Raw genomic sequence first — 24,691 nt, 5'->3', positions numbered from 1 at the left:
CGCGCTGATCCAGGATGCGGTCACGTTCGCGCGGCTTGGCCTGGCCGTGGTGGATGAGCAGCATCGCTTTGGCGTGGCGCAGCGGTTGGCTTTGCGCGGCAAGGCAAGCAACGGCGATGCACCTGCCGCCAACGCCCAAGTGCCGCACCAACTGATGATGTCCGCCACGCCGATCCCGCGCACGCTGGCGATGACGTATTACGCCGATCTCGACGTCTCTGCCATCGACGAATTGCCGCCCGGCCGCACGCCCATCGTCACTCGCCTGGTGAACGATGCGCGCCGCGACGAAGTCATCGAACGCATCTACGCCGCCGCACGCGAAGGTCGACAGGTCTATTGGGTTTGCCCGCTGATCGAAGAGAGCGAGGCGCTGCAGCTGCAGACCGCCGTCGAAACCTTCGAGACGCTTTCGCAAAGTCTGCAAGGCCTGAAGGTTGGCCTCGTGCACGGACGCTTGCCATCCGCCGAGAAGGCCGCCGTGATGAGCGCCTTCGCCGGCGGCGAGCTGCACGTGCTGGTGGCCACCACCGTCATTGAAGTCGGTGTGGATGTGCCCAATGCCTCGTTGATGGTGATCGAGCACGCCGAGCGCTTTGGCCTTGCGCAGTTGCATCAGCTACGCGGGCGGGTGGGGCGCGGCACGGCGGAATCGGTATGCGTGCTGCTGTATCAGGCGCCTCTGTCGCCGACGGCCAAGCAGCGTCTGCAGACCATGCGCGAAACCACCGATGGTTTCGAAATCGCCCGGCGCGATCTGGAGATCCGTGGCCCCGGCGAATTCCTGGGCGCGCGGCAGTCGGGTGAAGCGATGCTGCGCTTTGCCGATCTGAACCACGATGCTTGGCTCGTCGAATTTGCCCAAGGAGCGGCGGACGACATGCTCGCCCGCTTTCCGGAAGCCGTCGACACCCATCTCAAGCGCTGGCTGGGCGAGCGCGAGCACTACCTGCGTGTCTAAGGCCGGCGGCGCACGCCTTTTTTAGGGTGCCAACTGCGCCTGCTTGCGCAAGCGCTTGACCGTGTACATCGCACGATCGGCCTGATTGAGCAGGGCGGCGATCTCCGTCAACTGAACGTTTTCTTCGTCGGATATCCGTTCTTAGGTTTAGCCGACGGTCGGTTCCAGCCGTATCAGCGTGATCTCCGACGGCGCGCCGAACCGCTTGGGCGGCCCCCAATATCCCGTGCCACGGCTGGTGTAGATCCACAGGCGCCCCAGCTTGTGCAAGCCAGCCGTAAAAGGCTGCTGCAGTGGAACAAACAGGCTCCACGGCCAGAACTGGCCGCCATGGGTGTGCCCGGACAGTTGCAGGTCGAAGCCCGCCTCCGCTGCGGCCGGGGCACTGCGCGGTTGATGCGCGAGAAGGATGGTGGGCGTCACGCCGGGCGGCGACCCAGCCAGCGCCCGGGTTGGATCGCTCGCGTGTGTAGCGTCGAACTTGCCCGCACTGAAATCGGTCACGCCCGCGATCACCAGCGGCGCGCCGTTGTGTTCAAGCACCGCATGCTCGTTCATCAACACGCGCATGCCGAGCCGCTCGAACTCCGACACCCAGGGGCCGACCCCTGAGTAGTACTCGTGATTGCCCGTCACCGCAAAAACGCCGTGCCGAGCCGACATGCCGGCCAGCGGCGCGATATGCGGACGCAGCACGTCAACCTCGCCGTCCACCAGATCGCCCGTCACGGCGACGACGTCCGGTTGCAGCGCATTGAGCCGCTCGACCACGCCCGTCACATACGCACGCTTGATGGTGGGCCCGACGTGCAGATCAGTGATTTGCGCGATGGTGAAGCCGTGCAGCGCGGCGGGCAGATCCGCAATGGGCACCGTCACCCGGGCGACGCGGGGGATGCGGCGCGCGTTGACATAGCCGATCAAGGTCACCAGTAAGGTGAGGGCGACGACCAGCAGGGCCGAGTCGTGGCGATAGGCCTGCGGCAGCACGATGAGCGCCACGTCGCGCAGCAGCGTCAACACCAGCAGAGACGAGAACAGGCCCATCAGCAACGCGCCAAACCAGGTCACGCGATCCGCCAGCGAGATGGGGCGGATCACGAAGCGCGCAGCCATCCCAGTGGGAATCATCACCGTCGATACGAGCAGGAAGACGACGCCTGCAGCCCAGCCCGCGCCGTTCCAGCCCAGATCTGGCAGCAGCCGCCAACCGATGTAGAGATGCAGCGCTGCCATGAGCGCCACTGTCGTTGCCAGAAAGCGGCGTCTGCCGCGGGGCAGGGATCGGCTGCCGTTAGGTTCGTCACTCATGTTGGGGCGGCTCCTTTTTTGTCTCGGTGGGGCGTATCCCCGGAAGATGGGGTGGATGGCAGCGTTGTCAATGCCGGGGCCGTCGTTCGAACACCAAGCAATATTGCACGTCCCTTGGTAAAATCTATCGACATCCCCAAGCCGATTGATCGTCATGACGCTCACTGAACTCAAATACATCGTCGCCGTCGCGCGGGAACGCCACTTTGGGCGTGCCGCCGAGGCCTGCTTCGTCTCGCAACCGACGCTGTCGGTGGCCATCAAGAAGCTGGAAGACGAACTGGCCGTGCAGATTTTCGAGCGCGGCGCATCGGAAGTGAGCGTCACGCCAGTGGGCGAGCAGATCGTCACACAGGCGCAGCGCGTGCTTGAACAGACGATGGCGATCCGCGAGATCGCCAAGCAGGGGATGGACCCGCTGGCCGGGCCGCTGCGCCTGGGGGTGATCTACACGATCGGGCCGTATCTGCTGCCCGCGCTCGTCAAGCAGATGATCGACACCGTCCCGCAGATGCCGCTGATGCTGCAGGAGAACTTCACCGTACGGCTGGTGGAGCTGCTCAAGCAGGGCGAGATCGACTGCGCCATCATGGCCGAGCCGTTTCCCGAAGCCGGCCTGATGACGGTGCCGCTGTATGACGAGCCCTTTGTCGTAGCGGTGCCGCGCGGTCACGAGTTGGCCAAGGCGTCGTCGGTGGACCCGGAAGCGCTCAAGCAACAGACCATGCTGCTGCTCGGCAACGGGCATTGCTTCCGCGACCATGTGCTCGGGGTGTGCCCGGAGTTGTCGCGCTTCTCGCAGAACGCGGACGGTATCCAGAAGACGTTCGAAGGTTCGTCCCTGGAAACGATCCGCCATATGGTCGCCAGCGGCGTGGGCATTACGGTGCTGCCGCGCACGTCGGTGCCGAGCATGCAGCCTGCCGCCACTGATCTGCTGAGTTACGTGCCGTTTCAGGAGCCTGTGCCTGACCGCCGCGTTGTTCTGGCCTGGCGCAAGAGTTTCACCCGCATTGCCGCGATCGAAGCGGTGGCCAAGGCGGTCGCGCAATGCGAACTGCCCGGCATCAAGCTGTTGCCGCCCACCCCGCTGATTCACTGATCCTCTTAGATATCCGTTGGCCGTCATCCCATGGCGGCCATAGCGCACGCCTAACTGATAGATAAAAACAATCAAATATACGAATCGATAGTGCAAAGGTAGACTGTTTTCCATGGTGAGCGCATCGCTCACTGCCCAATCACCGTGGAGCCCGTCATGTCCCTGCCGCCTGCCTCGAACACCGTCGCGACCGTGCTGGAATGGCTCGCTGCCTATGGTGAATCGCACTGACCTGATGAATGCATGAAGCTGCCCGCGCTTGTCGTGCGGGCATCAGGAACGCGGGTGGTTGCAAGGAGAAAAAGCATGGCAATGGTGCGGATGTTTGTTTCGGAATGGCAGGGGTTTGCGGGCACCGTGCGCGCGTCGCAGGCAGAGGTGCCGACGCTGTCCGGCATGCCCGGCAGTGCGGCCGGTGGGCTCGGCACCCGCGCTGCAGAATCCGCCCGCCTGCAACGCAAGTGGGTGCGCAAGCAGATCGGTCTAACCATCGTGGCTGCCGGCGCTATGATCGTGCTCCTGCACGGTATGGTGCAGCTCATGGTCTGATGACCGGCCTGATGCTCGGTTGCCATCCGCTGTGCGTTTCGTCATAGGACGATGCGACGATCGGAACTTGCTGCGCGAGCGGCAACCGAAAGAAGGCTCGAAGCACGCGTGGCCCGACGCTGAATCAAGGCAAGGGCATCGCGTTTTTGCACACCACTTCATAGGGGAATCCAGATGGCAAAGAAGAACAACGGCGCGACTGCCGCAGCCCAGATCAACATCGGCATCGCTGACAAGGATCGCAAGAAGATCGCAGAAGGCCTGTCGCGCCTGCTGGCCGATACCTACTCGCTGTATCTGAAGACGCATTACTTCCACTGGAACGTCACCGGCCCGATGTTCAACACGCTGCATCTGATGTTCGAGACGCAGTACAACGAACTATGGAATGCCGTCGACCCGGTTGCTGAGCGTATTCGCGCCTTGGGCTATCCCGCGCCGGGCTCGTATTCGGAGTTCGCCAAGTTGTCGTCGATTCCGGAATCGAAGGGCATTCCCGAGGCGATGGACATGGTGCGTGAGCTGGTAGCCGGCCACGAAGCCGTGACGCGCACCGCCCGCAGCCTGTTCCCGGATGTCGATAAGGCCGCCGACGAACCGACCGCCGACTTGCTGACGCAACGCATGGACATCCACGAGAAGACCGCGTGGATGCTGCGCTCGCTACTGGCTTAAGGCTGGCTTGACGGCCGTTCGCCAAGTTTGCGACAGGCGTTTCGACAGCAGCGAATTGCGTCCCTCCCGCGAGCCCGTTGTGTTGCGGGTGGGACAGCATCAACCCCATGACCTAAACGAGAGAATCATGACGACTGAAGCCAAATGCCCGTTTTCCGGCCATGCTCCCGCTGCTTCGCACGCCTTCGGTGGCGGTACGGCCAACAAGGATTGGTGGCCCAATCAGCTGCGCGTTGATCTGCTGAACCAGCATTCCGAGAAGTCGGATCCGCTCGGCCCGAAGTTCGACTACCGCAAGTCCTTCAACACGATCGACTACGACGCGCTCAAGGCCGATTTGCGCCGCCTGATGACGGATTCGCAAGACTGGTGGCCGGCAGACTTCGGACACTATGGCCCGCAGTTCATCCGCATGGCATGGCACGCTGCCGGCACGTACCGCACGGGCGATGGCCGTGGCGGCGCAGGGCGCGGCCAGCAACGTTTCGCACCGCTCAACTCCTGGCCCGATAACGTCAATATCGACAAGTCGCGCCGTTTGCTGTGGCCGATCAAGCAGAAGTACGGCCAGGCAATCTCGTGGGCCGACCTGCTGATCCTGACCGGCAACGTGGCACTCGAAACCATGGGCTTCCGCACCTTCGGCTTTGCCGCGGGCCGTGAAGACACCTGGGAACCGGACAACGATGTGTACTGGGGCAGCGAGACCACCTGGCTCGCGCCCACCAACAACCCCAATAGCCGCTACTCGGGCGACCGCAATCTTGCGAACCCGCTGGCCGCCGTGCAAATGGGCCTGATCTATGTGAACCCGGAAGGCCCGGATGGCAACGGCGATCCACTGGCTGCTGCACGCGACATCCGCGACACCTTCGCCCGCATGGCGATGGATGACGAAGAAACCGTCGCGCTGATTGCCGGTGGCCACACCTTTGGCAAGACGCACGGCGCGGGCGCGGCGAGCCACGTTGGCGCCGATGTCGAAGCGGCTCCGCTGGAAGCGCAAGGCCTGGGCTGGGCGAGCACCTTTGGCACCGGCAAGGGCGCCGATGCCATCACCAGCGGGCTGGAAGTCACCTGGACGCAGACCCCTGCGCAATGGAGCAACTTCTTCTTCGAAAACCTGTTCAAGTACGAATGGGTGCAGGAGAAGAGCCCCGCCGGCGCGCTGCAGTGGGTGGCCAAGGACGCCGAAGCGATCATTCCGGGCCCGACGCCCGATTCGCCCAAGCGCAAGCCAACCATGCTGACGACCGACCTGTCGCTGCGTTTCGATCCGGCGTACGAAAAGATCTCGCGCCGCTTCCTCGACAACCCGCAGGCATTTGCTGAAGCTTTTGCGCGCGCCTGGTTCAAGCTCACGCACCGCGATCTCGGTCCGAAATCGCGTTACCTTGGCCCCGAAGTGCCGCGTGAAGACCTAATCTGGCAAGACCCGCTGCCGGCGGCCACGCACAAGCCGACCGAGGCCGACATCGCCGACCTCAAGGCGAAGATTGCTGCTTCCGGCCTGTCGGCATCCGAGCTGGTTGCGGTGGCATGGGCGTCCGCCTCGACCTTCCGCGGTTCGGACAAGCGCGGCGGTGCCAACGGTGCGCGCATTCGCCTGACGCCGCAGAAGGACTGGGCGGTCAACCAGCCGGTGGCCGGCACGCTGGCCAAGTTGGAAGAGATTCAGCGCGCCTCCGGCAAGGCTTCGCTGGCCGATGTGATCGTGCTGGCAGGCAGCGTCGGTATCGAACTGGCCGCCAAGGCTGCCGGCACGACGATCACCGTGCCGTTCACGCCGGGCCGCGTCGATGCCACGGCCGAGCAGACCGACGCCGCCTCGTTCGCGCCGCTCGAACCGGTGGCCGACGGCTTCCGCAACTACCGGAAAGCCGACTACGCGATGCCGGCCGAGGTGCTGCTGCTTGACAAGGCCCAGTTGCTGACGCTGACCGCACCTGAGCTGACCGTACTGATCGGTGGCCTGCGCGCCATCAACATCAATGCGGATGGCAGCCAGCACGGCGTATTTACCGCCACGCCGGGCACGCTGACCAACGATTTCTTCGTCAACCTGCTCGACATGGGTACCGAATGGAAGGCCGCAGGCGATATCTACGAGGGCATTGACCGTAAGACGGGCGAGCGCAAATGGACCGGCACGCGCGTCGATCTGGTGTTCGGCTCGAATTCCATCCTGCGTGCGCTGGCCGAGGTGTTTGGCAGCGCCGACGGTAAGGAGCGCTTCATCAGCGAGTTCGTTGCCGCTTGGGTCAAGGTGATGAATCTCGACCGATTCGATTTGGCCGCCGCCTAAGCTGCTTTCGGCGGGACTAAAATGGCGCCTTGCCTCGTGCAGGCGCCATTTTTCTTTGGTGATTTCCATGCAATCGTCCGCCGCCCAACCCAGCCGCCTCGTGCTCTATGCGCGCCTGATGCGCATGGACAAACCGATCGGTACGCTGCTGCTGCTGTGGCCGACGCTGTGGGCGCTATGGATGGCCGCTGATGGCCATCCGCCGGTGTCGCTGGTGGTGATTTTCACGGTCGGCACATTCCTGATGCGCTCGGCTGGCTGCGCCGTCAACGACTGGGCGGATCGCGACTTTGACAAACACGTCAAACGCACCAAGGAGCGGCCGCTCACCGCTGGCCTGATTGCCCCGTGGGAAGCGCTGGCGGTTGCGGCGGTGCTGTCGCTCGTCGCCTTCACGCTGATCCTGCCGCTCAATGCGCTGACCAAATGGATGTCGGTGGCGGCCATCGTGATTGCCGGCACGTATCCGTTCTTCAAGCGGTTCTTCGCGATTCCGCAGGCGTACCTGGGCATTGCGTTCGGGTTTGGGATCCCGATGGCGTACGCAGCGGTGCAGGATCAGGTGCCGCTGCTGGCGTGGCTGATGCTTGCCGGCAATGTGTTCTGGGCCGTTGCCTACGACACCGCATACGCGATGGTCGATCGCGATGACGATCTGCTCATCGGCATCAAAACGTCGGCCATTACGTTCGGACGCTACGACGTGGTGGCGATCATGCTGTGCTACGTCGGTTTCTTCGGGATCATGGCCTGGGCCGGCCACGTGATGGCGCTAGGCCTGGCGTATTGGATCGGGTTTGCCGCCGCCGTGGCGTTGTCGCTTTGGTATTACCCGATGCTGCAGACGCGGGATCGGATGAAGTGCTTTTTTGTTTTCCGGCATAACAATTGGCTGGGGGCTTGTTTGTTTGCTGGTGTGGCGGCGGCGTATTTGCTGCGCTAGGGCGTTGTTGGTCCATCCCGCGATTCATACTCAGCCGGGGATGGACCGACAGGTTCAATCCCGCCCGAATTCCTCGCCCATCTCCTTACCGCGTGCCGCCGCAGCATGCATCGCGCGTACAAAGGCAGCCTTAATATCAGCTCCCTCCATTGAAGTGAGCGCCGCATAGGTCGTCCCACCTTTGGATGTCACGCGCTCGCGCAGCACCTCAACCGGCTCAGGCGATTGGCCTGCCAGCGTGGCCGCGCCAACAAATGTCTCGACCGCCAGCGTGCGGCCATCCTCCGCGGACAGCCCCAACTCCTGCGCCGCCTGCTGCATCGCTTCGATGAAATAGAACACGTACGCCGGGCCGCTGCCCGAGATGGCGGTCACCGCATCAATCTGCGCCTCGGCGGGCACCCACACGCTCTTGCCGACGGCATTGGCGATGGCGCTCGCTGTTGCGCGGTCGTTATCCGACAGGCCCGCATTGGCAGCCAGGCCAGTCATCCCCAGGCCGGAGAGCGCTGGCGTATTTGGCATGGCCCGCACGATACGCGCATGACCATTCAGCCAGCGTGACAGATCCTGGATCCGGATGCCCGCCGCCACCGACAGCACCAGGCTGTCACCCAGGTGCGGGGCGATTTGCGCGCAGACCTCACGCATCTGCTGCGGCTTGACTGCCAGGACGATCACGTCGCGGTCGGCCATTTCTGCGCCGGGGGCGGCAGCGGTGCGGGCGCCCCAGGTTTGTTCGGCGCGGCTGCGGGCAGGCTCGGTCGGGTCCACCACCACGATGTTGGCGCCGTGCGCGCCCTTGGCAATCAGGCCGCCGATGAGGGCCGCCGCCATGTTGCCGCCGCCGATGAAGCCGAGTTTCAGAGTGTCGAGCATGAGAGTGGTGGTGTGAAAGAAAACAGGAATTCAGGCGTTTGCATACTGCCGCGCACCGAAGATGGCGCTGCCGACGCGCACAATGGTGGCGCCTTCGGCAATCGCGTCTTCCAGGTCGGCGGACATGCCCATCGACAAGGTATCGAGCGGGATGCCGGCCTCGCGCAGCCGACCTGCCAGGGCGCGCAGATCGGCAAACGGCTTGCGCTGCGTAGCAGGGTCTTCGCTCGGCTCAGGCACGGCCATCAGGCCGCGCAATTGCAGGCGGGGCAGCGCCGAGACGGCTTGTGCCACGGCAAGCACTTCATCGAAATCTGGCATCAGACCATGTTTGCTGGTCTGGCGGCTGATGTTGATCTCAAGACAGATCTGCAGCGGCGGCAAGGTGTCGGGGCGCTGGGCCGAGAGGCGCTCGGCAATCTTGAGGCGGTCGACGCTGTGTACCCAGTCGAATTGCTCGGCCACGGCGCGCGTCTTGTTGCTCTGCAGGGGGCCGATGAAGTGCCAGTGGATCGGGTCGGGGCCCGTGCGCAGGTCGGCCAGCGCGTCGATCTTGGCGATGCCTTCCTGCACGTAGTTTTCGCCGAAGGGGCGTTGCCCTGCAGCATGTGCGGCGCGTACGGCATCGGCGTCGAACGTCTTCGAAACGGCCAGCAATGTGACACCCGCAGCATCGCGCGAAGCCAGTGTGCAGGCCGTTGTGATCCGTTGACGCACGGCTTGCAAGTTGGCGGCGATTACAGACATAATCCGGCGACGTTTGTTACAAATAAACAAGGTTCCGGCACGTCAAATCAACGGCTCGGAGCGCGTCTGGAGGCGCCATTGCGACGCCCGGGCGACATAAAAAAGTCGGGGGTCATTATAAGATGGACATCGCGCAGCTTCTGGCGTTTTCCGCCAAGAACAAGGCGTCGGACTTGCACCTGTCGGCCGGACTGCCGCCGATGATCCGGATTCACGGCGACATGCGCCGGATCAACGTGCCACCGCTCACGCACCAAGATGTGCACTCCATGGTGTACGACATCATGAGCGACGGGCAGCGCAAGGTCTACGAAGAAAACCTGGAAGTCGACTTCTCGTTTGAGATCCCGGGGCTCTCGCGTTTCCGGGTTAACGCGTTCAACCAGAACCGCGGCGCTTCGGCCGTGTTCCGGACGATTCCGTCGAAGGTGCTCTCGCTGGATGACCTGAAGGCGCCGGCGGTGTTTGCGGACCTGGCAATGAAGCCGCGCGGCCTGGTGCTCGTTACCGGCCCGACCGGTTCGGGCAAGTCGACGACGCTCGCCGCGATGGTCAATCACCGCAACGAAAACGATATGGGCCACATCCTCACGGTGGAGGACCCGATCGAATTCGTGCACGAATCGAAGAAAAGCCTGATCAACCAGCGCGAGCTTGGCCCGCATACGCACTCGTTCGCCAATGCGCTGAAGTCGGCACTGCGTGAAGATCCGGACGTGGTGCTGGTCGGCGAATTGCGTGACCTTGAGACCATTCGCCTTGCGCTCACCGCCGCAGAAACCGGTCACTTGGTGTTTGGCACGCTGCACACCAGCTCGGCCGCCAAGACCATCGACCGGGTCGTCGACGTGTTCCCGTCAGACGAGAAGGAGATGGTCCGGACCATGCTTTCCGAATCGCTGGAGGCGGTGATCTCGCAGACGCTGCTCAAGACGCGCGATGGTTCGGGCCGGATTGCCGCCCACGAAATCATGATTGCCACGCCGGCCATCCGTCACTTGATCCGCGAGAACAAGATCTCGCAGATGTACTCGATGATGCAGACCAGCAGCGGCATGGGCATGCAGACGCTCGACCAGTGCCTGTCTGAGCTGATCAAGCGCTCGGCGATCAACTACGCAGACGCGCGCGCCATCGCCAAGAACCCGGACGCGTTCGCGAACTGATGCGCTGACCCACACGTCAGCGCGCTTTCCAATTCTCTTCAGGAGGGGCACGCCATGCTGGACCGCGAAGCCGCCACCAAATACATCCACGAACTCTTGCAGTTGATGGTGAACAGCCGTGGCTCGGACTTGTTCATCACGTCGGAATTTCCGCCCGCAATCAAGGTGGACGGCAAGGTCACGCCGATTTCGCAGCAGCCGCTGAATGCCGTGCAGGCCGTCGGTCTGGTCAAGTCGATCATGAACGAGAAGCAGCTGCGCGAGTACGAAGACAGCTCGGAATGCAACTTCGCCATCACGGCGCCGGGTGCGGGGCGTTTCCGCGTGTCGGCGTTCATGCAGCAGGGCCGCGCCGGCATGGTGCTGCGGACCATCAACACAAAGATCCCGACGCTGGGTGAGCTGGATTTGCCGCCGATCCTGAACGAGATCGTGATGAGCAAGCGCGGCCTGGTGATCGTGGTGGGTGCCACGGGCTCGGGCAAGTCGACCTCGCTGGCGGCGATGGTGGGCTATCGCAACGCGAATTCGTATGGCCACATCATCACCATTGAAGATCCGGTGGAATACGTGCACACGCACCAGAACTGCGTGGTGACGCAGCGTGAAGTGGGCGTGGATACCGAGTCCTGGCACGTGGCGCTGAAGAACACGCTGCGCCAGGCGCCGGATGTGATCCTGATCGGCGAAATCCGAGACCGCGACACGATGGAATACGCCATCCAGTATGCGGAGACCGGTCACCTGTGCCTCGCCACGCTGCACGCCAACAGCTCAAACCAGGCCATTGACCGGATCATCAACTTCTTCCCCGAAGAGAAGCGTCAGCAGCTGCTGATCGACTTGTCGCTGAACCTGCGCGCGATGATCGCGCAACGCCTGTTGCCGCGTCAGGGTAGGAAGGGGCGCGTGCCGGCAGTCGAAATCATGCTGGCCACCCCGCTGGTGCAAGACCTCATCTTCAAGGGCGAGGTGCACGAGCTGAAGGAGGTCATGAAGAAATCCCGCGAGCAGGGGATGATCTCGTTCGACCAGGCGCTGTTCGATCTGTACGAGGAAAACAAGATCACCTACGAGGACGCGCTGCGCAATGCGGACTCCCTCAACGATCTGCGCCTGCAGATCAAGCTGCACAGCAAGCGCGGCGGGCAGACAGATCTGTCTGCCGGCACTGAACATCTCAACGTCGTGTGATGTGTCGAAAGCGCTACACCATTTGAGGTAATTTGCGGCGCACAACGTTTGCGCCGCTCGGAAGGCCACCCGGGCCTCATGATCTTTCCTTAATATTTGCTGAGAATTGCCGTTTAAGCGGTGAGCGGGCCTGCCAAGTCATCGGCGGGCGCGCATCAAAACGATAAAAGCAACAGCAAATCCGGGTGGGTAAAAACGTGGCAAGCAAGCCGAGGTGTCAGCGCGCGCGGGCGGCGCGGGGCTTTACGCTGATTGAGCTCATGATCACAGTGGCCATTGTCGGCATCCTGGCGATCATTGCTTATCCCAGCTACGTCCAGTACATCGTCCGCTCCAATCGGGCAGCGGCGGAATCCTTCATGCAGGAAGTGGCGTCCGCGCAGGAGCGCTTCCTGCTCGACAACCGTGCCTATGCGTCGAATCTGGCCACGTTGCAATACGCCAGCAACGTGCCGGCCAACGTCTCGCCAAACTACACCTTCACGTTGAGCGCCAGCAGTGTGCCGCCGTCTTATCAGCTGGCAGCGAATCCGCAGGGCTCGCAGCAGGTAAACGACACCGCCTGCGGCACGCTCACCCTGACAAACACGGGTGCCAAGGCGGCGTCCACCGGCGCCTCGAACTGCTGGAAGTGAGGCGAGCCATGAACATCCTGCGCAAGCCCATTCAAGGTTTCACGCTGACCGAGCTGATGGTCACGCTGGCCGTGCTCGCCATTCTCGTAACGATTGCCGTGCCGTCGTTCTCGGGAATGATTGCGACACAGGCCACGCGCAATGCGTCGTTCGACCTGTCTTCTGCCGTGTCGTTGGCGCGTGCGGAGGCAGTCAAGCAGAACGCCATCGCCACCGTCTCAACCACCAGCAACTGGGCGACCGGCTGGACGCTGACGGTGGGCACGCCCGCCACGGTGATCCGCACCTTCGGCCCGTACAGCGGCGTCACCATCGCGGCGAGCAACGGCAATACGCTGTCGTTCGGCAACGATGGCCGACCGACTGCAGGCGGCGTGACGTTCCAGGTCACGCCGACGAGCGCGTCGCAATCGGTCTCGTCGAGTTGCGTACAGGTGGGCGGCACCGGCCGCGTCGCCGTGGTTTCGGGGACGTGCTCATGAGCGCCATCGCACATTTGTCACATCGCCGGTTACGCAAGGCCGGGCAGCGTGGGTCGACCCTGATCGAGATCCTGATTTCGGTCGTGATCCTGCTGGTGGCGCTGCTGGGCGCGGCCGGAATGATGGTCCGCTCGAACCAGTCCGAGATGGAGTCCTACCAGCGCGTGCAGGCCCTGACGCTGTTGCAGGACATGGCTGCGCGGCTCAATGCCAATCGCCAGGTGGCCTCGTGCTACGCCGCGCCCGGTGTAATCACCACGGCCGGCACGGGCGGTGTCTCGGCACCCAGCTGCACGACCGGCACGGCCGCACAGCAAGCCACCGTCACAACCGATCTCGCGGCTTGGAACAATGCGCTGCTCGGCAATACGGAGACTGCCGCCAGCGGCACCGTTGCCCTGGGCGCCATGATCGGCGCGCGCGGCTGTATCGAAGCCATCGACACGGTCAATCAGATCTATCGCGTAACCGTCGCATGGCAAGGCATGGTGCAGACCGTGGCGCCGGCATTGCCCTGTGGCAGCGGCAGCGGCAATTACGGTAACGACGCCTATCGGCGCGCCATTAGCGTGCAGGTGCGCATGGGGGTGCTGTCATGACGCCGAACCGCACGTTGCGTCGTCTGCAGCGCGGGATGTCGCTGGTTGAACTGATGGTCGGCATGACGCTGGGGCTGTTGCTGCTGACCGCGTTGGCCAGCCTGTATGCGTCCACCTCGCAATCGCGCGTGCAGCTGGGCAACAGCGCCACGCAGATCGAGAACGGCCGCTATGCGCTCGACATCATCAGCCAGGAAGTCGCGCTCGGAGGCTTCCTTGGCGATCTGAATCTGCTGGGAACCTCAGCGCTGGCCACGCCCGATGTGTGCGCAAGCGCCACCAACGCACTTGGCTTTACCAACAGCCCTGCGACGGTGCCCGTTGCCATCTACGGCTATGCCGCCAATACGAACCCGGCAACGTGTTTGCCGAACCTGTCGCCCAATTCGGAAATCCTCGTGGTGCGCCGCGTGTCAACCGCGGCCGTGTTGCCCAGCGCGATCGTTGCTGGTCAGACCTACCTGCAGGATTCGTTCTGCAGTACGGACACCGCCCCCTTTGTCTTCAGCAGCAACAGCGCGGACTTCGCGTTGAAAGACAAAACCTGTACAAATGCTGCCCCGGTGCGCCAAGTCAGCGTGCGAGCGTTCTACCTTGCCACGTGCGACCGCTGCGGCACCGGCGGCGACAGCATTCCCACGCTCAAGATGGTCGAGTTCTCCAATGGCGCGCTGCAGCCGCCCAACTCAATCGCCCAGGGCATCGACGACGTGCATTTCGCCTATGGCGTAGACATGGACGGCAACGGTTCACCCGATTGCTATGTCGCCAATCCGGGTATCGACAACAGCGCCGCGTGCACCAATGTGACCGGCTACAACTGGACCGCGTCCGCTGCGACGAACTGGAGCAACGTGACCGCCGTGCGCATCAACGTGCTTGCGCGCACGCTGGGCGTGTCGCCGGGCTGGACGGACACGCGGTCTTACGACATGGGTCGCGGCACGCTCACCGCCCCTTTCAACGATGGCTATAAGCGACACGTCTATGCGGAACTCGCACGCGTCGCCAATGTAGCCGGCCCACGGGAGTAGCCATGCGGCGCTTATCGGTTCGCCAATCGGCACGTCAGTCGGGTGTGACGCTTGTTGTCACGCTGATCTTCCTGGCGATCTTCATGGGCATCGTCGTGATGATGATGAACTCGGGCGTGATCAACACCAAGATCGCCGCCAACCAGCAATACGGCCTGGAAGCGCGCAGCGCCGCGCAGCAGGGCATTGAGCAGGTCATCAGCGTGGATTTCACCTCCAACCCGGTCGCGACCAACGTGCCGGTGGACGTGAACGGCGATGGCAAGACGGACTACACCGCGCAGGTTGCCGCACCAACATGCCTGGCAACCAAACCGATCGCCAACACGCAATTGACCACTGATACGACCAGCCCCAACTTTGCCGCCGACTCGTCCTGCTTCGGCGGCGTGAACAACAACTCCGACACCGGCATCCTGACCGCCGCCGGTACACCGGGTGGCATGTCGAATTGCAGTGCGACGCAATGGGATGTTGCCGCCACCGTCAACGATGCCAACGGCACGGCCGTGAACACCACGCTGCATCAGGGCGTTGCAGTTCGCGTGCTGACCGGCGCGGCGTGTCCGTAAGCCAACGCGCAAAGCCAGGAAGAACCCATATGCGCTCATTTGCTCAACGATTTGCGTTTGTCGCCACGGCACTTGCGCTGTCAGGCGCTCAACCCGCTAGTGCTGAAGACATCGATTTGTATACGGGGTTGCAGCAGAACGCCGGCAAGCCCAATGTAGTGATCATCTTTGACGATGGCGCCAACTCTGACGCCAACGCGTCGTTCACATGTTCTGCGACGGGGTTGACGGTGGCCAACCCGAGCAAAAGCTCGGGAGCCGAGCAGTGCGCTCTGTACGGTGCCGCACAGTCGATTGCCAACAATCCTTCGCTGCTGGGCAACGTCAATCTTGGTCTGATGATGTTTGACCCGAAAAGTCCGGGCGGCCTGTTCAGGTTTCCGACGGCGAACCCGAAGTCATCGCAGACACTGCAGTTGATGGACAGCACGGGCGTGAACAGCCTGCTGTCGTACCTGCAAAACCAGTTTCCCGGCGATCTGAACGGCAATAACGTCCAGACCTCCGGCGCAATGCAAGAGGCCTGGTCGTTCTATGCCGGCTACAAGAACACCGGTGTGACGGGGTTGTCAGGCACGAAGTACACGTCGCCCATCACGAACCCCTGCCAGCGCAATTTCGTCATCTACATTGGCAACGCCACCAACAGCGGTCACCCGGCTGAAAGTGACACGCAGATGCTGGCGGCGCTTCAGGCGGCGGTGCCCACGCCCACGGCTGCACAGACGACGCAAATCGCCATCAACAGCAAGTACGCGTCCAACTGGGGGGACGAGTGGGCACGCTACATGTACCAGAGCGATCTGCAAGGAACGGCCAACACCGCCAATCCGCAGAACGTCATTACCTACGCCATCACGGTGACGGACGGCAAGAATCAGGACTACGTCACCTTCGACAACAGCATGGCTACCAACGGTGGCGGCAAAGCCTACACCGTGCAGCTTGGCGACGTGGCGGGCCTGCAGGATGCACTGCTGTCGATCCTCAATGAAATCCAGGCGGTCAATAGCGTGTTCGCGTCGGTCAGCTTGCCGGCGGCCGTCAACGCGCAGGGCCAGTTCCTGAATCAGGTGTATATCGGCATGTTCCGCCCTGACGCGACGGCGGCACCGCGCTGGATGGGCAATCTCAAGCAGTATCAGGTGGGCTACGACGCCAACGGCAGCCTGCAGCTGCTGGATTCCGTTGGCAACGCGGCGCTTAGCAACGCAGGCACGGGTTTCATGTCCCCCAACGCGATCAGCTTCTGGACGGCCGATCCGCCGCTGTCGTTCGGCTCAAGTGGCTATGGCAGCAGCCTGGCCAACTGGCCGAGCAAGGGCTTCTGGCAAAACAGCCCTTCCAGCAAGGGATGGGCATTCGACTCCCCAGACGGCGAAGTTGTAGAGAAGGGAGGGGCCGGCGAAATGCTGCGCGCCCAGTTCCTCACGAGCCAGACTGGCCGTACGCTACTGACTTGCAATGGTGCGGGCACCTGCCCGACCAGCACGGCCATGCCGACATTCGATACGGCCAACACATGGCTGGCGGGCAACTCGGGGCTGAACGCCATCAATTCCTACAACAGTACGAACGGCGCCCCCACTATCACCTCGAGCGAGCAGACCAACTTCATCAACTGGGTACGCGGGCGCGATGTCTACGCGCTGGACAACTCCAAGGTTGCTGGACAAGAGGCCGAAACCGGCCCCGGCTCGCCGGTGACGATTCGCCCGTCGATCCATGGTGACGTGTTGCACTCCCGACCGGTGGTTATCAACTACGGCGGTACTACCGGCATCGTGGTGTTTTACGGCGCCAACGATGGTGTCTTCCATGCGATCAATGGCAACCAGTCGACTGGTATCAACGGCGTGCGCCCTGGCGGCGAGCTCTGGGGTTTCATCCCACCGGAGTTCATTGGCAAGCTGAGCCGGCTTTATGCCAATTCGCCGGAGGTGAAATTGTCCACCACGCCGAATGGCATCACGCCGACGCCAACGCCGCGCGATGACTTCTTCGATGGCAGCACCACCGTCATGCAGGACCAACGCAACGCGACCAGCCCGCGCACCATCATCTATCTGACCGCACGACGTGGCGGCAGCTTGATCTATGCGCTGGACGTGTCGGACCCGCTCAATCCGCGCTATCTCTGGTCGCGCAGTAACAGTGACATTCCCGAACTTGGCCAGACGTGGTCCAAGCCGCGCCTGATGCGTGTGGCCGGTTACGCCAACCCTGTGCTGATCATGGGCGCCGGCTACGATGCGTCTTCCGAAGATAGCGACCCCGCGCCCGGCACCGACACCATGGGGCGCGGCATCATCGTGCTTGATGCCTACAGCGGCGTGCCGGTGTGGAGCGCTTTGGCCAACTGCACCGGTGTGGCCGGCGTGTGTGTGAAGAACACCAGCCTCACGCGTTCGATCGCCTCCGACGTCACGGCGGTCGATCGCACAGGCAGCGGCTACATCCAGATGGCCTACGTGGGCGATCTGGGCGGCAACATTTGGCGTGTGGATTTCCAGAGTGCATCTGGCAATACGCCCGCCAACTGGGCGCTGACGCAGTTTGCGTCACTGGGCGGAGCGGCCAACACCAACAACGCGCGCAAGTTCTTCTATGCGGCCGATGTGGTCCCAACAGCGGCGTTCAACGCCGTCTTGGCAGGCACGGGCGATCGCGAGCACCCGCTCTATTCGGCTTCTACAACGCCGGGCACCGCTTACAACGTGGTCAACCGCTTTTACATGCTGAAGGACCCGAATCTCGGTCCTGTGCCGGCGGGATGGGTGCCGTTGACGGAAGCCAACCTCGTTGATTCCACTTCGACGGCGTACAGCGGGACGGGCTCGGGCTTCTACATCACGCTGCCGAATCCAGGCGAGAAGGTCGTGAACGCCCCCCTTACGGTGGCGGGCTACACCACGTTCGGAACCAATACCCCGGCGGTTCCATCTGCCGGTGCGTGCTACCCGAACTTGGGCATCGCACGCACGTATTCGGTCAGCTTCCTGACAGGCACCGGCCAGAACCCGAATCGTTCGGTGGTGCTGGATGGCGGCGGTTTCCCGCCCTCGTCGGTCTATGGCGTGGTGCTGGTGAACAACGGCAATGGCGGTACGACGCCAGTGCCGGTGTGCTTCGGCTGCGGCAATCAGACGGGCACCGGTGGAGGCGGCTCCGCGCTGGCCCCCGTCCAAGTGACACCTAAGGGCCTCGGCAAACGCAAGCGCACATTCTGGTTCTCCGACACCGACAAACATTGACCCGCATCGCCCCTCAACGGCCCGCCCAGCGCGGGCCGTTACAATTCCCGACAGGTGCCGGAGCACCCTCGTTCCCGCAACCATCCGGAGAGTAGCCATGAGTGACGTCTACGCATTCGAGGCCGATTCGTTGACCGGCCAGCGCGTGCCGCTGTCGCAGTACAAAGGCAAGGTCCTGCTGATCGTGAATACGGCGAGCAAGTGCGGATTCACGCCGCAATACGCCGGTCTGGAAGCGGTGTACAAGCGGCTGCATGAGAAAGGCCTTGAGGTGCTCGGCTTTCCGTGCAACCAGTTCGGCAAGCAGGAGCCGGGCGGCGAAGACGAAATCGGCGCGTTCTGCGAGAAAAACTACGGCGTCTCGTTTCCGATGTTCGGCAAGATCGACGTGAATGGCTCGAACGCGCATCCGCTCTACAAGTGGCTGACCTCGGAAAAGCCCGGCGTGCTCGGTATCGGAGCGGTCAAATGGAACTTCACCAAGTTTCTGCTGCGCCGTGACGGCACGGTCTACAAGCGCTACGCGCCCATGACCAAGCCGGAAGAGATCGCTGACGATATTGAGCGGCTGCTGGCGGAGCCCGATCCCGCCTGAGATTGCGGTCGTTAATCCGACGACCCTCGCACCTTGCGCATGAAATCCGCCAGCGAGCGCTCGGCGGACTCGGCAAAGTGGCGCTCCAGAATGTCGACCTTCACGCAGCGGTCAAGGCGGAAGGTGCGGTAGTCCTGACGGTGCTCGCACCAGGCGGCCACCAGCCAGACTTGTCCCCAGAAGAACAGGCCGAGCGGCTGGATGCAGCGCTCGGTCAACTGGCCTTGCGCGTCTCGGTAGGAGAGTCGCGCAACGGCGTGGCGGCCAAGTGCCGCATGCAGCGAGTCAAAGACCTGCTTGACCTCGCTGCCCATGCCGTAGCCGGGCGCAAAGATGCGTGTGGTCTCGGCTTCGTTGCGGCGCTCTGCGGGCAGGGCGCCCATCAGTTTTTCCAGTGCCGCTTCCACCGAGTCAGCCATGGTGCCGCCGCCCCATGCCTTGATCATCCGCGCACCGGCCACCAGGGCTTCGACTTCATCGGCGGTGAACATGAGCGGCGCGAGGTCGAAGCCGGCGCGCATGCGGTAGCCGATGCCGGCTTCGCCTTCGATCGGCACGCCCGAGACAGACAGGTCGCGGATGTCGCGATACACCGTGCGCTCGGACACGCCGAGGCGCTCGGCCAGCATGGCCGCCGTGGTCAAACGGCGGCCTCGCAGGATCTGGGCAATCTGGAACAGGCGGTCGGCGCGGCGGGTCATGCGCGGCATTGTAGTGGCCTTCGGCCCGGGTGCAATGCGCGCCATATCCCCTACGCGCCGAAGGGCGTCAGCTCACGTTGCGGGTGGATTTCGACCACGTCGACCTGTTCGCCACGGCGCAGCATGCGCTTGCCCAGTCGCGGGAAATCGGCAATCTCGATGTTCAGATGTTCACCGCCGCACAGATAGACGAGGTCTTCCTTGCCGCAGTTGCGCAGGTGGTGCGCGATGCCCGTGGGGAACGCCATGAAATCACCGGCGCGCACGGTGAACATGCTGTCGGCGATTTCAGCCTGCGCTTCGCCCGAGAGGATGTAGATCCATTCCTCTTCGCGCTGGTGCGAGTGATAGACGAATGATTCCTTGCCCGGCGGCACGCGCGCGAAATTCACGCCGGTGCGCTTGAGCCCGAGCAGCCGGCCCATCATGGTGCCGTGGATTTCCGACAGGCTGTTCCAGGGGTGCGAAAACGACTGCGTGCGCGCGGTGATATCCGCGGCACGCATGAGATACGGGGATTGGCTCGGCATGGTGTTCTTCTCTGTCTCGTAGTAAAGGCCGGCGCCCGCGCACCGGCCTTGGGGGCGTTACTGCTGTAGCAGGTACGCCTGCGTCTTGGCGTCCGGTTCGTGCAGGCCGACGCGGTTGCCTTCGGTGTCGACGATGTGGGCGATGCGGCCCATGTGGTCGGGCAGCGTCATCGGGCCGAACACGCATTGGCCGCCGCTGCCGTTCACGCGCTCGAGCACGGCATCCAGGTTGGGTGCGTTCAGGTAGACCACGCTGCCCTTGTCGGACGGCGCAAAGCCTTCGCCCTTGACCAGCGCACCGTGGATGGTCGTCTCACCGGCCGGAAAGACGCCCATGGTCAGATCGCCCATGTCTTCCTGCTTGAGCTGCGTGTCGAAAACGTTCTCGTAAAACTTCACCGCGCGGGGGAAATCGTTGGCGGGGATTTCAAACCAGTTGATCACGCTTGCCATGTTGTCGCTCCGGTTGATGAGGCAGGCGGTTGGGGGAACCTGTCTCGTTAAGGTGGAGCGATTCTGGCGGGGGGCTCCTGACAGCGTTCTGTCAGGAGCATTCAGGAGGATTGCGGAGCGTGTTGCAAGTTGCCCAGGCAGTGAAGGCCGGGCGGAGGGGGAAACAGTTCAGTGCGGAATCCAGCCCGCCAGCAGCGGCACCAGCACCGCCGTCAGCACGCCGTTCAGGCCCATGCCCAGCGCGGAGAACGCCCCCGCCTCTGGATTGACCTGAAACGCGCGCGCCGTACCAATGCCATGCGCCGCAATGCCGGTAGCAAAGCCGCGCACGCTGTACTCGCGCACGCGCAGCAGGTTCAGCAGCCGCGTCGTGGTGGTCGCACCGACAATGCCGGTAATGAGCACCAGCACCGCCGTAATGGTCGGTGCGCCGCCAATCTTCTCCGAGATGCCCATGGCGATCGGGATCGTCACCGATTTCGGCGCCATGGAGCGCAGCGTTTCGGGCGATGCGCCCAGCAGCCATGCGATGCCCACTGCTGACACTACCGCCACGATGGACCCTGCCAGCAGCCCGCCCATCAGCGGCAGCGCGTGGCGGCGCAGTTTCGCCCATTGCTGGAACAGCGGCACGGCCAGCGCGACGGTGGCCGGGCCCAGCAGGAAGTGCACGAACTGCGCGCCGTCAAAGTACGTCTTGTACGGCGTGCCCGTGAGCGTCAGGAGTGTGCCCAGTATGACGACTGCAATCAGCAGCGGATTGACCATCGGGTTGAAGCGGCTGCGCTCGTGCAGGCGCACGCCGATCAGGTAGGCGATGAGCGTGGCGGTCAGGCCCAACAGCGGGCTCGCGGCCAGGTAGACCCAGAGTTGGTGCAGGTTGGGAGCCATCGCGTTCATGGGGCCAGCTCCTCGTTGCCTTCGCCGCTGTCACCCATGCGGCGCATCAGCGCGCGGGTGACGAGTGCACCGGCGGCGATCGAGAGCCACGTCGACACGACGGTCGCCACCACGATCGGCAGCCATTCCTGCCCGATGCGGTTCAGTTGCGTCATGACGCCCACGCCGGCCGGCACGAACAGGATGGTCAGGTGCCGCAGCAACTCACTGACGGTGCCCTGCATGACTTCAAGCACGCGGCCCTTGTCCACCAGAAGGTAGATGACCAGCAGCACCATGCCGATCACCGGGCCGGGCACCGGCAGGTGCAGCGAATACGTGAGCAGCTCTCCTACCGACTGGAACGTCAGCAGGATCGCGAAGGTTTGCAGCATGGGGCCTCCGGGTAAAACGAAGCGCCAAGTATAGAACCCGGCTGCGTTCGTTTCAGGCCAGCATGCGGTCGACCAGCTCGATCCAGTGTTCAACCGGCGTGTCTGTGCCGCTCTGCAGATGCGTCACGCAGCCGATGTTGGCGGTGACAATGCGCTCGGGCTGCGTTGCTTGCAACTTGGCGAGCTTGTCGTCGCGCAGGCGGTAGGCCAGCTCCGGTTGCAGCACCGAATACGTGCCCGCCGAGCCGCAGCACAGGTGGCTGTCGGCGCAGAGCTTGACGTCTACGCCCAGCGATGCGAGCAGCGTTTCGACCGCACCGCGAATCTGCTGACCGTGCTGGAGCGTGCAGGGCGGGTGCCACGCCACGCGCGGCCGTTGTGCTTCCGGTTTGGCCTTCTGCAGAAGCTGTGGCGAAAACACCGGCAGCACCTCGCACAGGTCGCGCGTCATGGCGGACACGCGCGCCGCACGCTCGGCATAGGCCGGGTCATCGCGCAGCAGGTGGCCGTATTCCTTGACCATCGCGCCACAGCCCGAGGCGGTCATGACGATGGCCTCGGCGCCGGCTTCGATATGCGGCCACCACGCATCGATGTTGGCGCGCATGTTGCCGAGGCCGCCCGCGTGGTCGTTCATGTGATACCGGATGGCGCCGCAGCAGCCCGCGCGGTCTGCGCTGATGAGCTGCACGCCCAGTTTGTCGAACACGCGCGCCGTGGCCGCATTGATGTTGGGCGACATGGCCGGTTGCACGCAGCCTTCGAGCAGCAGCATCTTGCGTGCGTGCGCGGTGCTTGGCCGCGTGCCGGCGTGAGGCTGCTTGGCCGGAACCTTGTTGCGCAACACTTGCGGCAACATCGGCCGCACGGCCTGTCCGAGCTTGAGCGCGGAGCCGAACAGCGCCGGCCGTGTCAGCCCCTCGCGCAGTGCCCAGCGCACGGCGCGCTCGCCCAACGGGCGTGATTCACCTTTCGCGTCGAGCTGGTCATCGACGATCTTGCGGCCGATCTCCACTAGGCGCCCGTACGTTACGCCGGACGGGCAGGTCGATTCGCAGTTGCGGCAGGTCAGGCAGCGGTCCAGGTGCAGACGCGTGGCCTCGCCGGCAGGTTGGCCTTCCAGCACCTGCTTCATCAGGTAGATGCGTCCGCGCGGGCCGTCCAGCTCATCGCCGAGCAGTTGGTAGGTCGGGCAGGTGGCCGTGCAGAAACCGCAGTGCACGCACTTCTGCACGATGCTTTGGGCTTCTTCGCCCTGAGGGGTGTTGCGCAGGAACGCCGCGAGCGTGATTTGCATGATGGGGCTTGCGTTAGAAGTCGGCGTACAGACGGCCCGGGTTGAAGATGCCGTGCGGATCGAAGCTGTCCTTCAGGCGCTTGTGCACGGCCATCAACGGCGCGGCGACGGGCGTGAAGATGTCGCTGGCGCGGTCGCCGTTGCGGAACAGCGTGGCGTGGCCACCGGCCTTGCTTGCTGCATTTCGGATGACGTCAGCCGAGGTGTTGGCGGTGTCGATCCACCAGCGCTGGCCGCCGCCCCATTCGACGAGTTGCTCGTCGGCCGAGGCATGACCGAGCGCCAGCGGCGGCGTGGCCGGGGGCAGGGCGATGCGCCACAGCGGCAGGCTGCCTTGCACGGCGCGCGCAAAAAATGCATGCGATTGCTCGCGCAGGTCGCGCCAGAACGCGGCGCCTTCTGCGTCGTCAACGCGCTCGCCGCCAAGCTTGGTAATGGCCGCGCGCACAGCCGCATCGGCGCCGCTCAAGCGTACCCACAGCGCACCGTCGATCCACGCAGACGCCGCGATCGGCAACGGCTGGCCGCCCCAGCGGTTCAAGGTATCGATGGCTTCGCCTTGTGCCAGGGCAAAGCGCAGCGTTGCATCGCAGAACGGTATCGGCAGCACCTTGAGCGACACCTGCACGATCAAGCCCAGCGTGCCAAGCGCGCCGGCCATCAAGCGCGAGACGTCGTAGCCGGCCACGTTCTTCATCACCTGGCCGCCGAAGTTGAGCATGTCGCCGCGGCCATCCATGACGACGGCGCCGAGCACGAAATCGCGCAGCGCGCCCACCGACTGCCGGCGCGGCCCGGACAGGCCGGATGAAAACGCACCGCCCACCGTTGCCTGTCGGCCATTCGCTGCAAAGTGCGGGGGTTCGAACGCCAGCATTTGCCGGTGCTCGGCCAGCGCGGCTTCGATCTCGACGAGCGGCGTGCCGCTGCGCGCCGTGATGACGAGTTCGGCGCAGTCGTAGTCGACGATGCCGGACCATTCGCGTGTGTCGAGCACCGTGCCGTGGGGTGCCGGTGCGCGGCCGTAGAAATCCTTGGTGCCGCCGCCACGCAGGGTAAGCGGCGTGCGGCTGTCGACGGCCTGGGCGATGGCGTCACGAAAGCGCGAGAGCGCGGGCGAAAGGGCGGTGTCTGGGGTGATTGGCATGTCGAACTTTCTGGCGGGCAGCTTACTGGCTGCCAGCTGTCTCCGTTGGAAGCAGTGGGAGCCGGGTGCCGCAGCGCTTGCAGAATGCGGCGTCTGTGTCGTGACGGTCGAGCGTGCAGCCGCTGCACGCGCGGGTCTGCGGTGGGGCGGCGGAGGCAGATCCTTCGCGCATGGTGTTCACCAGTTCCGCGCCGATGATCCCGGTCGGGAACGCGATGATGCTGTAGCCGAGGAGGATGGTGAGCGAGGTAATGAACTGGCCCAGCGGCGTGCGCGGCACAAGATC

Annotated in this window: 25 protein-coding genes and 1 pseudogene; 15 read left to right on the top strand and 11 right to left on the bottom strand. The window is 63.6% G+C overall.

The annotated features are described in order from the left end of the window. Positions 1-961 (top strand): ATP-dependent DNA helicase RecG (locus ACCD03_RS23665; RefSeq protein WP_413413090.1); only part of this gene is annotated, 961 nt, incomplete at its 5' end. Positions 962-1,108: 147 nt separating this feature from the next. Here ACCD03_RS23665 and ACCD03_RS23660 read toward each other — a convergent pair. Then, a complete protein-coding gene (locus tag ACCD03_RS23660) occupies positions 1,109-2,272 on the bottom strand; it encodes a metallophosphoesterase (protein WP_325650057.1) in 1,164 nt (387 codons plus the stop codon). 154 nt (positions 2,273-2,426) lie between these two features. Here ACCD03_RS23660 and ACCD03_RS23655 point away from each other — a divergent pair, with 154 nt between their 5' ends. From ACCD03_RS23655 to ubiA, 5 genes are all read left to right on the top strand, one after another. Then, on the top strand, positions 2,427-3,374 hold the full coding sequence (locus ACCD03_RS23655) for a LysR substrate-binding domain-containing protein (RefSeq protein ID WP_045202614.1): 948 nt from the start codon (positions 2,427-2,429) through the stop codon (positions 3,372-3,374). Positions 3,375-3,680: 306 nt separating this feature from the next. Then, positions 3,681-3,923 carry a hypothetical protein gene (locus ACCD03_RS23650; RefSeq protein ID WP_045202615.1) on the top strand — a complete coding sequence of 81 codons (243 nt, stop codon included), beginning with the start codon at positions 3,681-3,683 and terminating at the stop codon, positions 3,921-3,923. Positions 3,924-4,097: 174 nt separating this feature from the next. Beyond that, a complete protein-coding gene (locus tag ACCD03_RS23645) occupies positions 4,098-4,598 on the top strand; it encodes a Dps family protein (protein ID WP_045202616.1) in 501 nt (166 codons plus the stop codon). Positions 4,599-4,725: 127 nt separating this feature from the next. Then, the gene (katG, locus tag ACCD03_RS23640; protein ID WP_413413089.1) at positions 4,726-6,903 is read left to right on the top strand and encodes a catalase/peroxidase HPI; all 2,178 of its coding nucleotides are present in this window, start codon (positions 4,726-4,728) and stop codon (positions 6,901-6,903) included. 67 nt (positions 6,904-6,970) lie between these two features. Further along, positions 6,971-7,846: a 4-hydroxybenzoate octaprenyltransferase gene (ubiA, locus tag ACCD03_RS23635; protein WP_413413088.1), complete on the top strand. Its 876-nt coding sequence runs from the start codon at positions 6,971-6,973 to the stop codon at positions 7,844-7,846. Positions 7,847-7,900: 54 nt separating this feature from the next. Here the strand turns inward: ubiA and proC are convergent, their stop codons facing one another. Both proC and ACCD03_RS23625 read right to left on the bottom strand, forming a co-directional pair. Then, positions 7,901-8,725 carry a pyrroline-5-carboxylate reductase gene (proC, locus tag ACCD03_RS23630; protein ID WP_413413087.1) on the bottom strand — a complete coding sequence of 275 codons (825 nt, stop codon included), beginning with the start codon at positions 8,723-8,725 and terminating at the stop codon, positions 7,901-7,903. A 30-nt stretch (positions 8,726-8,755) separates the two neighbouring features. Next, positions 8,756-9,472 carry a YggS family pyridoxal phosphate-dependent enzyme gene (locus tag ACCD03_RS23625; protein ID WP_413413086.1) on the bottom strand — a complete coding sequence of 239 codons (717 nt, stop codon included), beginning with the start codon at positions 9,470-9,472 and terminating at the stop codon, positions 8,756-8,758. Between the two features lie 122 nt (positions 9,473-9,594). Here ACCD03_RS23625 and ACCD03_RS23620 point away from each other — a divergent pair, with 122 nt between their 5' ends. The 9 genes from ACCD03_RS23620 (at position 9,595) to ACCD03_RS23580 (ending at position 19,003) form a co-directional block, all read left to right on the top strand. Then, a complete protein-coding gene (locus ACCD03_RS23620; RefSeq protein ID WP_009241469.1) occupies positions 9,595-10,638 on the top strand; it encodes a type IV pilus twitching motility protein PilT in 1,044 nt (347 codons plus the stop codon). 54 nt (positions 10,639-10,692) lie between these two features. Continuing rightward, complete coding sequence (locus ACCD03_RS23615) at positions 10,693-11,832, top strand: PilT/PilU family type 4a pilus ATPase (protein WP_045202621.1); 1,140 nt, start codon at positions 10,693-10,695, stop codon at positions 11,830-11,832. A gap of 197 nt (positions 11,833-12,029) precedes the next feature. Continuing rightward, positions 12,030-12,467: a type IV pilin protein gene (locus ACCD03_RS23610; RefSeq protein ID WP_413413085.1), complete on the top strand. Its 438-nt coding sequence runs from the start codon at positions 12,030-12,032 to the stop codon at positions 12,465-12,467. Positions 12,468-12,475: 8 nt separating this feature from the next. After that, positions 12,476-12,949 (top strand): GspH/FimT family pseudopilin, encoded by a 474-nt coding sequence (locus ACCD03_RS23605; protein ID WP_413413084.1) that lies wholly within the window; start codon positions 12,476-12,478, stop codon positions 12,947-12,949. Continuing rightward, positions 12,946-13,548, top strand: coding sequence for a type IV pilus modification protein PilV (gene pilV, locus ACCD03_RS23600; protein WP_316671502.1), 603 nt, complete (start codon positions 12,946-12,948; stop codon positions 13,546-13,548). The genes ACCD03_RS23605 and pilV overlap by 4 nt, the downstream gene beginning before the upstream one ends. Then, positions 13,545-14,582 (top strand): PilW family protein, encoded by a 1,038-nt coding sequence (locus ACCD03_RS23595; RefSeq protein WP_045202624.1) that lies wholly within the window; start codon positions 13,545-13,547, stop codon positions 14,580-14,582. The genes pilV and ACCD03_RS23595 overlap by 4 nt, the downstream gene beginning before the upstream one ends. A gap of 2 nt (positions 14,583-14,584) precedes the next feature. Next, on the top strand, positions 14,585-15,154 hold the full coding sequence (locus ACCD03_RS23590; RefSeq protein ID WP_045202625.1) for a PilX N-terminal domain-containing pilus assembly protein: 570 nt from the start codon (positions 14,585-14,587) through the stop codon (positions 15,152-15,154). A gap of 29 nt (positions 15,155-15,183) precedes the next feature. Next, positions 15,184-18,408 (top strand): pilus assembly protein, encoded by a 3,225-nt coding sequence (locus tag ACCD03_RS23585; RefSeq protein WP_413413083.1) that lies wholly within the window; start codon positions 15,184-15,186, stop codon positions 18,406-18,408. A 97-nt stretch (positions 18,409-18,505) separates the two neighbouring features. Further along, on the top strand, positions 18,506-19,003 hold the full coding sequence (locus ACCD03_RS23580; RefSeq protein WP_253538957.1) for a glutathione peroxidase: 498 nt from the start codon (positions 18,506-18,508) through the stop codon (positions 19,001-19,003). Positions 19,004-19,014: 11 nt separating this feature from the next. On the opposite strand, the gene ACCD03_RS23575 is transcribed toward ACCD03_RS23580, so the two are convergent. From ACCD03_RS23575 to ACCD03_RS23540, 8 genes and pseudogenes are all read right to left on the bottom strand, one after another. Continuing rightward, the gene (locus ACCD03_RS23575; RefSeq protein WP_413413082.1) at positions 19,015-19,713 is read right to left on the bottom strand and encodes a helix-turn-helix transcriptional regulator; all 699 of its coding nucleotides are present in this window, start codon (positions 19,711-19,713) and stop codon (positions 19,015-19,017) included. A 41-nt stretch (positions 19,714-19,754) separates the two neighbouring features. Beyond that, positions 19,755-20,234, bottom strand: a complete 480-nt coding sequence (locus tag ACCD03_RS23570) for a cupin domain-containing protein (RefSeq protein WP_253538956.1) — start codon at positions 20,232-20,234, stop codon at positions 19,755-19,757. Between the two features lie 57 nt (positions 20,235-20,291). Beyond that, positions 20,292-20,687 carry a VOC family protein gene (locus ACCD03_RS23565; RefSeq protein WP_027680594.1) on the bottom strand — a complete coding sequence of 132 codons (396 nt, stop codon included), beginning with the start codon at positions 20,685-20,687 and terminating at the stop codon, positions 20,292-20,294. 168 nt (positions 20,688-20,855) lie between these two features. Further along, positions 20,856-21,587, bottom strand: a complete 732-nt coding sequence (locus ACCD03_RS23560) for an LrgB family protein (protein WP_045202630.1) — start codon at positions 21,585-21,587, stop codon at positions 20,856-20,858. Continuing rightward, positions 21,584-21,961, bottom strand: coding sequence for a CidA/LrgA family protein (locus ACCD03_RS23555; RefSeq protein ID WP_253538952.1), 378 nt, complete (start codon positions 21,959-21,961; stop codon positions 21,584-21,586). Before ACCD03_RS23555 ends, ACCD03_RS23560 begins: the two co-directional genes overlap by 4 nt. A 52-nt stretch (positions 21,962-22,013) precedes the next feature. Further along, a complete protein-coding gene (glcF, locus tag ACCD03_RS23550) occupies positions 22,014-23,258 on the bottom strand; it encodes a glycolate oxidase subunit GlcF (RefSeq protein ID WP_413413081.1) in 1,245 nt (414 codons plus the stop codon). A 13-nt stretch (positions 23,259-23,271) separates the two neighbouring features. After that, positions 23,272-24,405, bottom strand: coding sequence for a glycolate oxidase subunit GlcE (glcE, locus tag ACCD03_RS23545; protein WP_413413080.1), 1,134 nt, complete (start codon positions 24,403-24,405; stop codon positions 23,272-23,274). 22 nt (positions 24,406-24,427) lie between these two features. Beyond that, a pseudogene (locus ACCD03_RS23540) lies at positions 24,428-24,691 on the bottom strand (ion transporter); the annotation flags it as partial.

Origin of the sequence: Ralstonia sp. Ralssp135 (genome assembly GCF_047304345.1) — a bacterium.
Classification (GTDB): domain Bacteria; phylum Pseudomonadota; class Gammaproteobacteria; order Burkholderiales; family Burkholderiaceae; genus Ralstonia; species Ralstonia chuxiongensis.
Note: the sequence above shows the minus strand (reverse complement) of the source record. Positions and strands in the feature narration are given on the sequence as shown.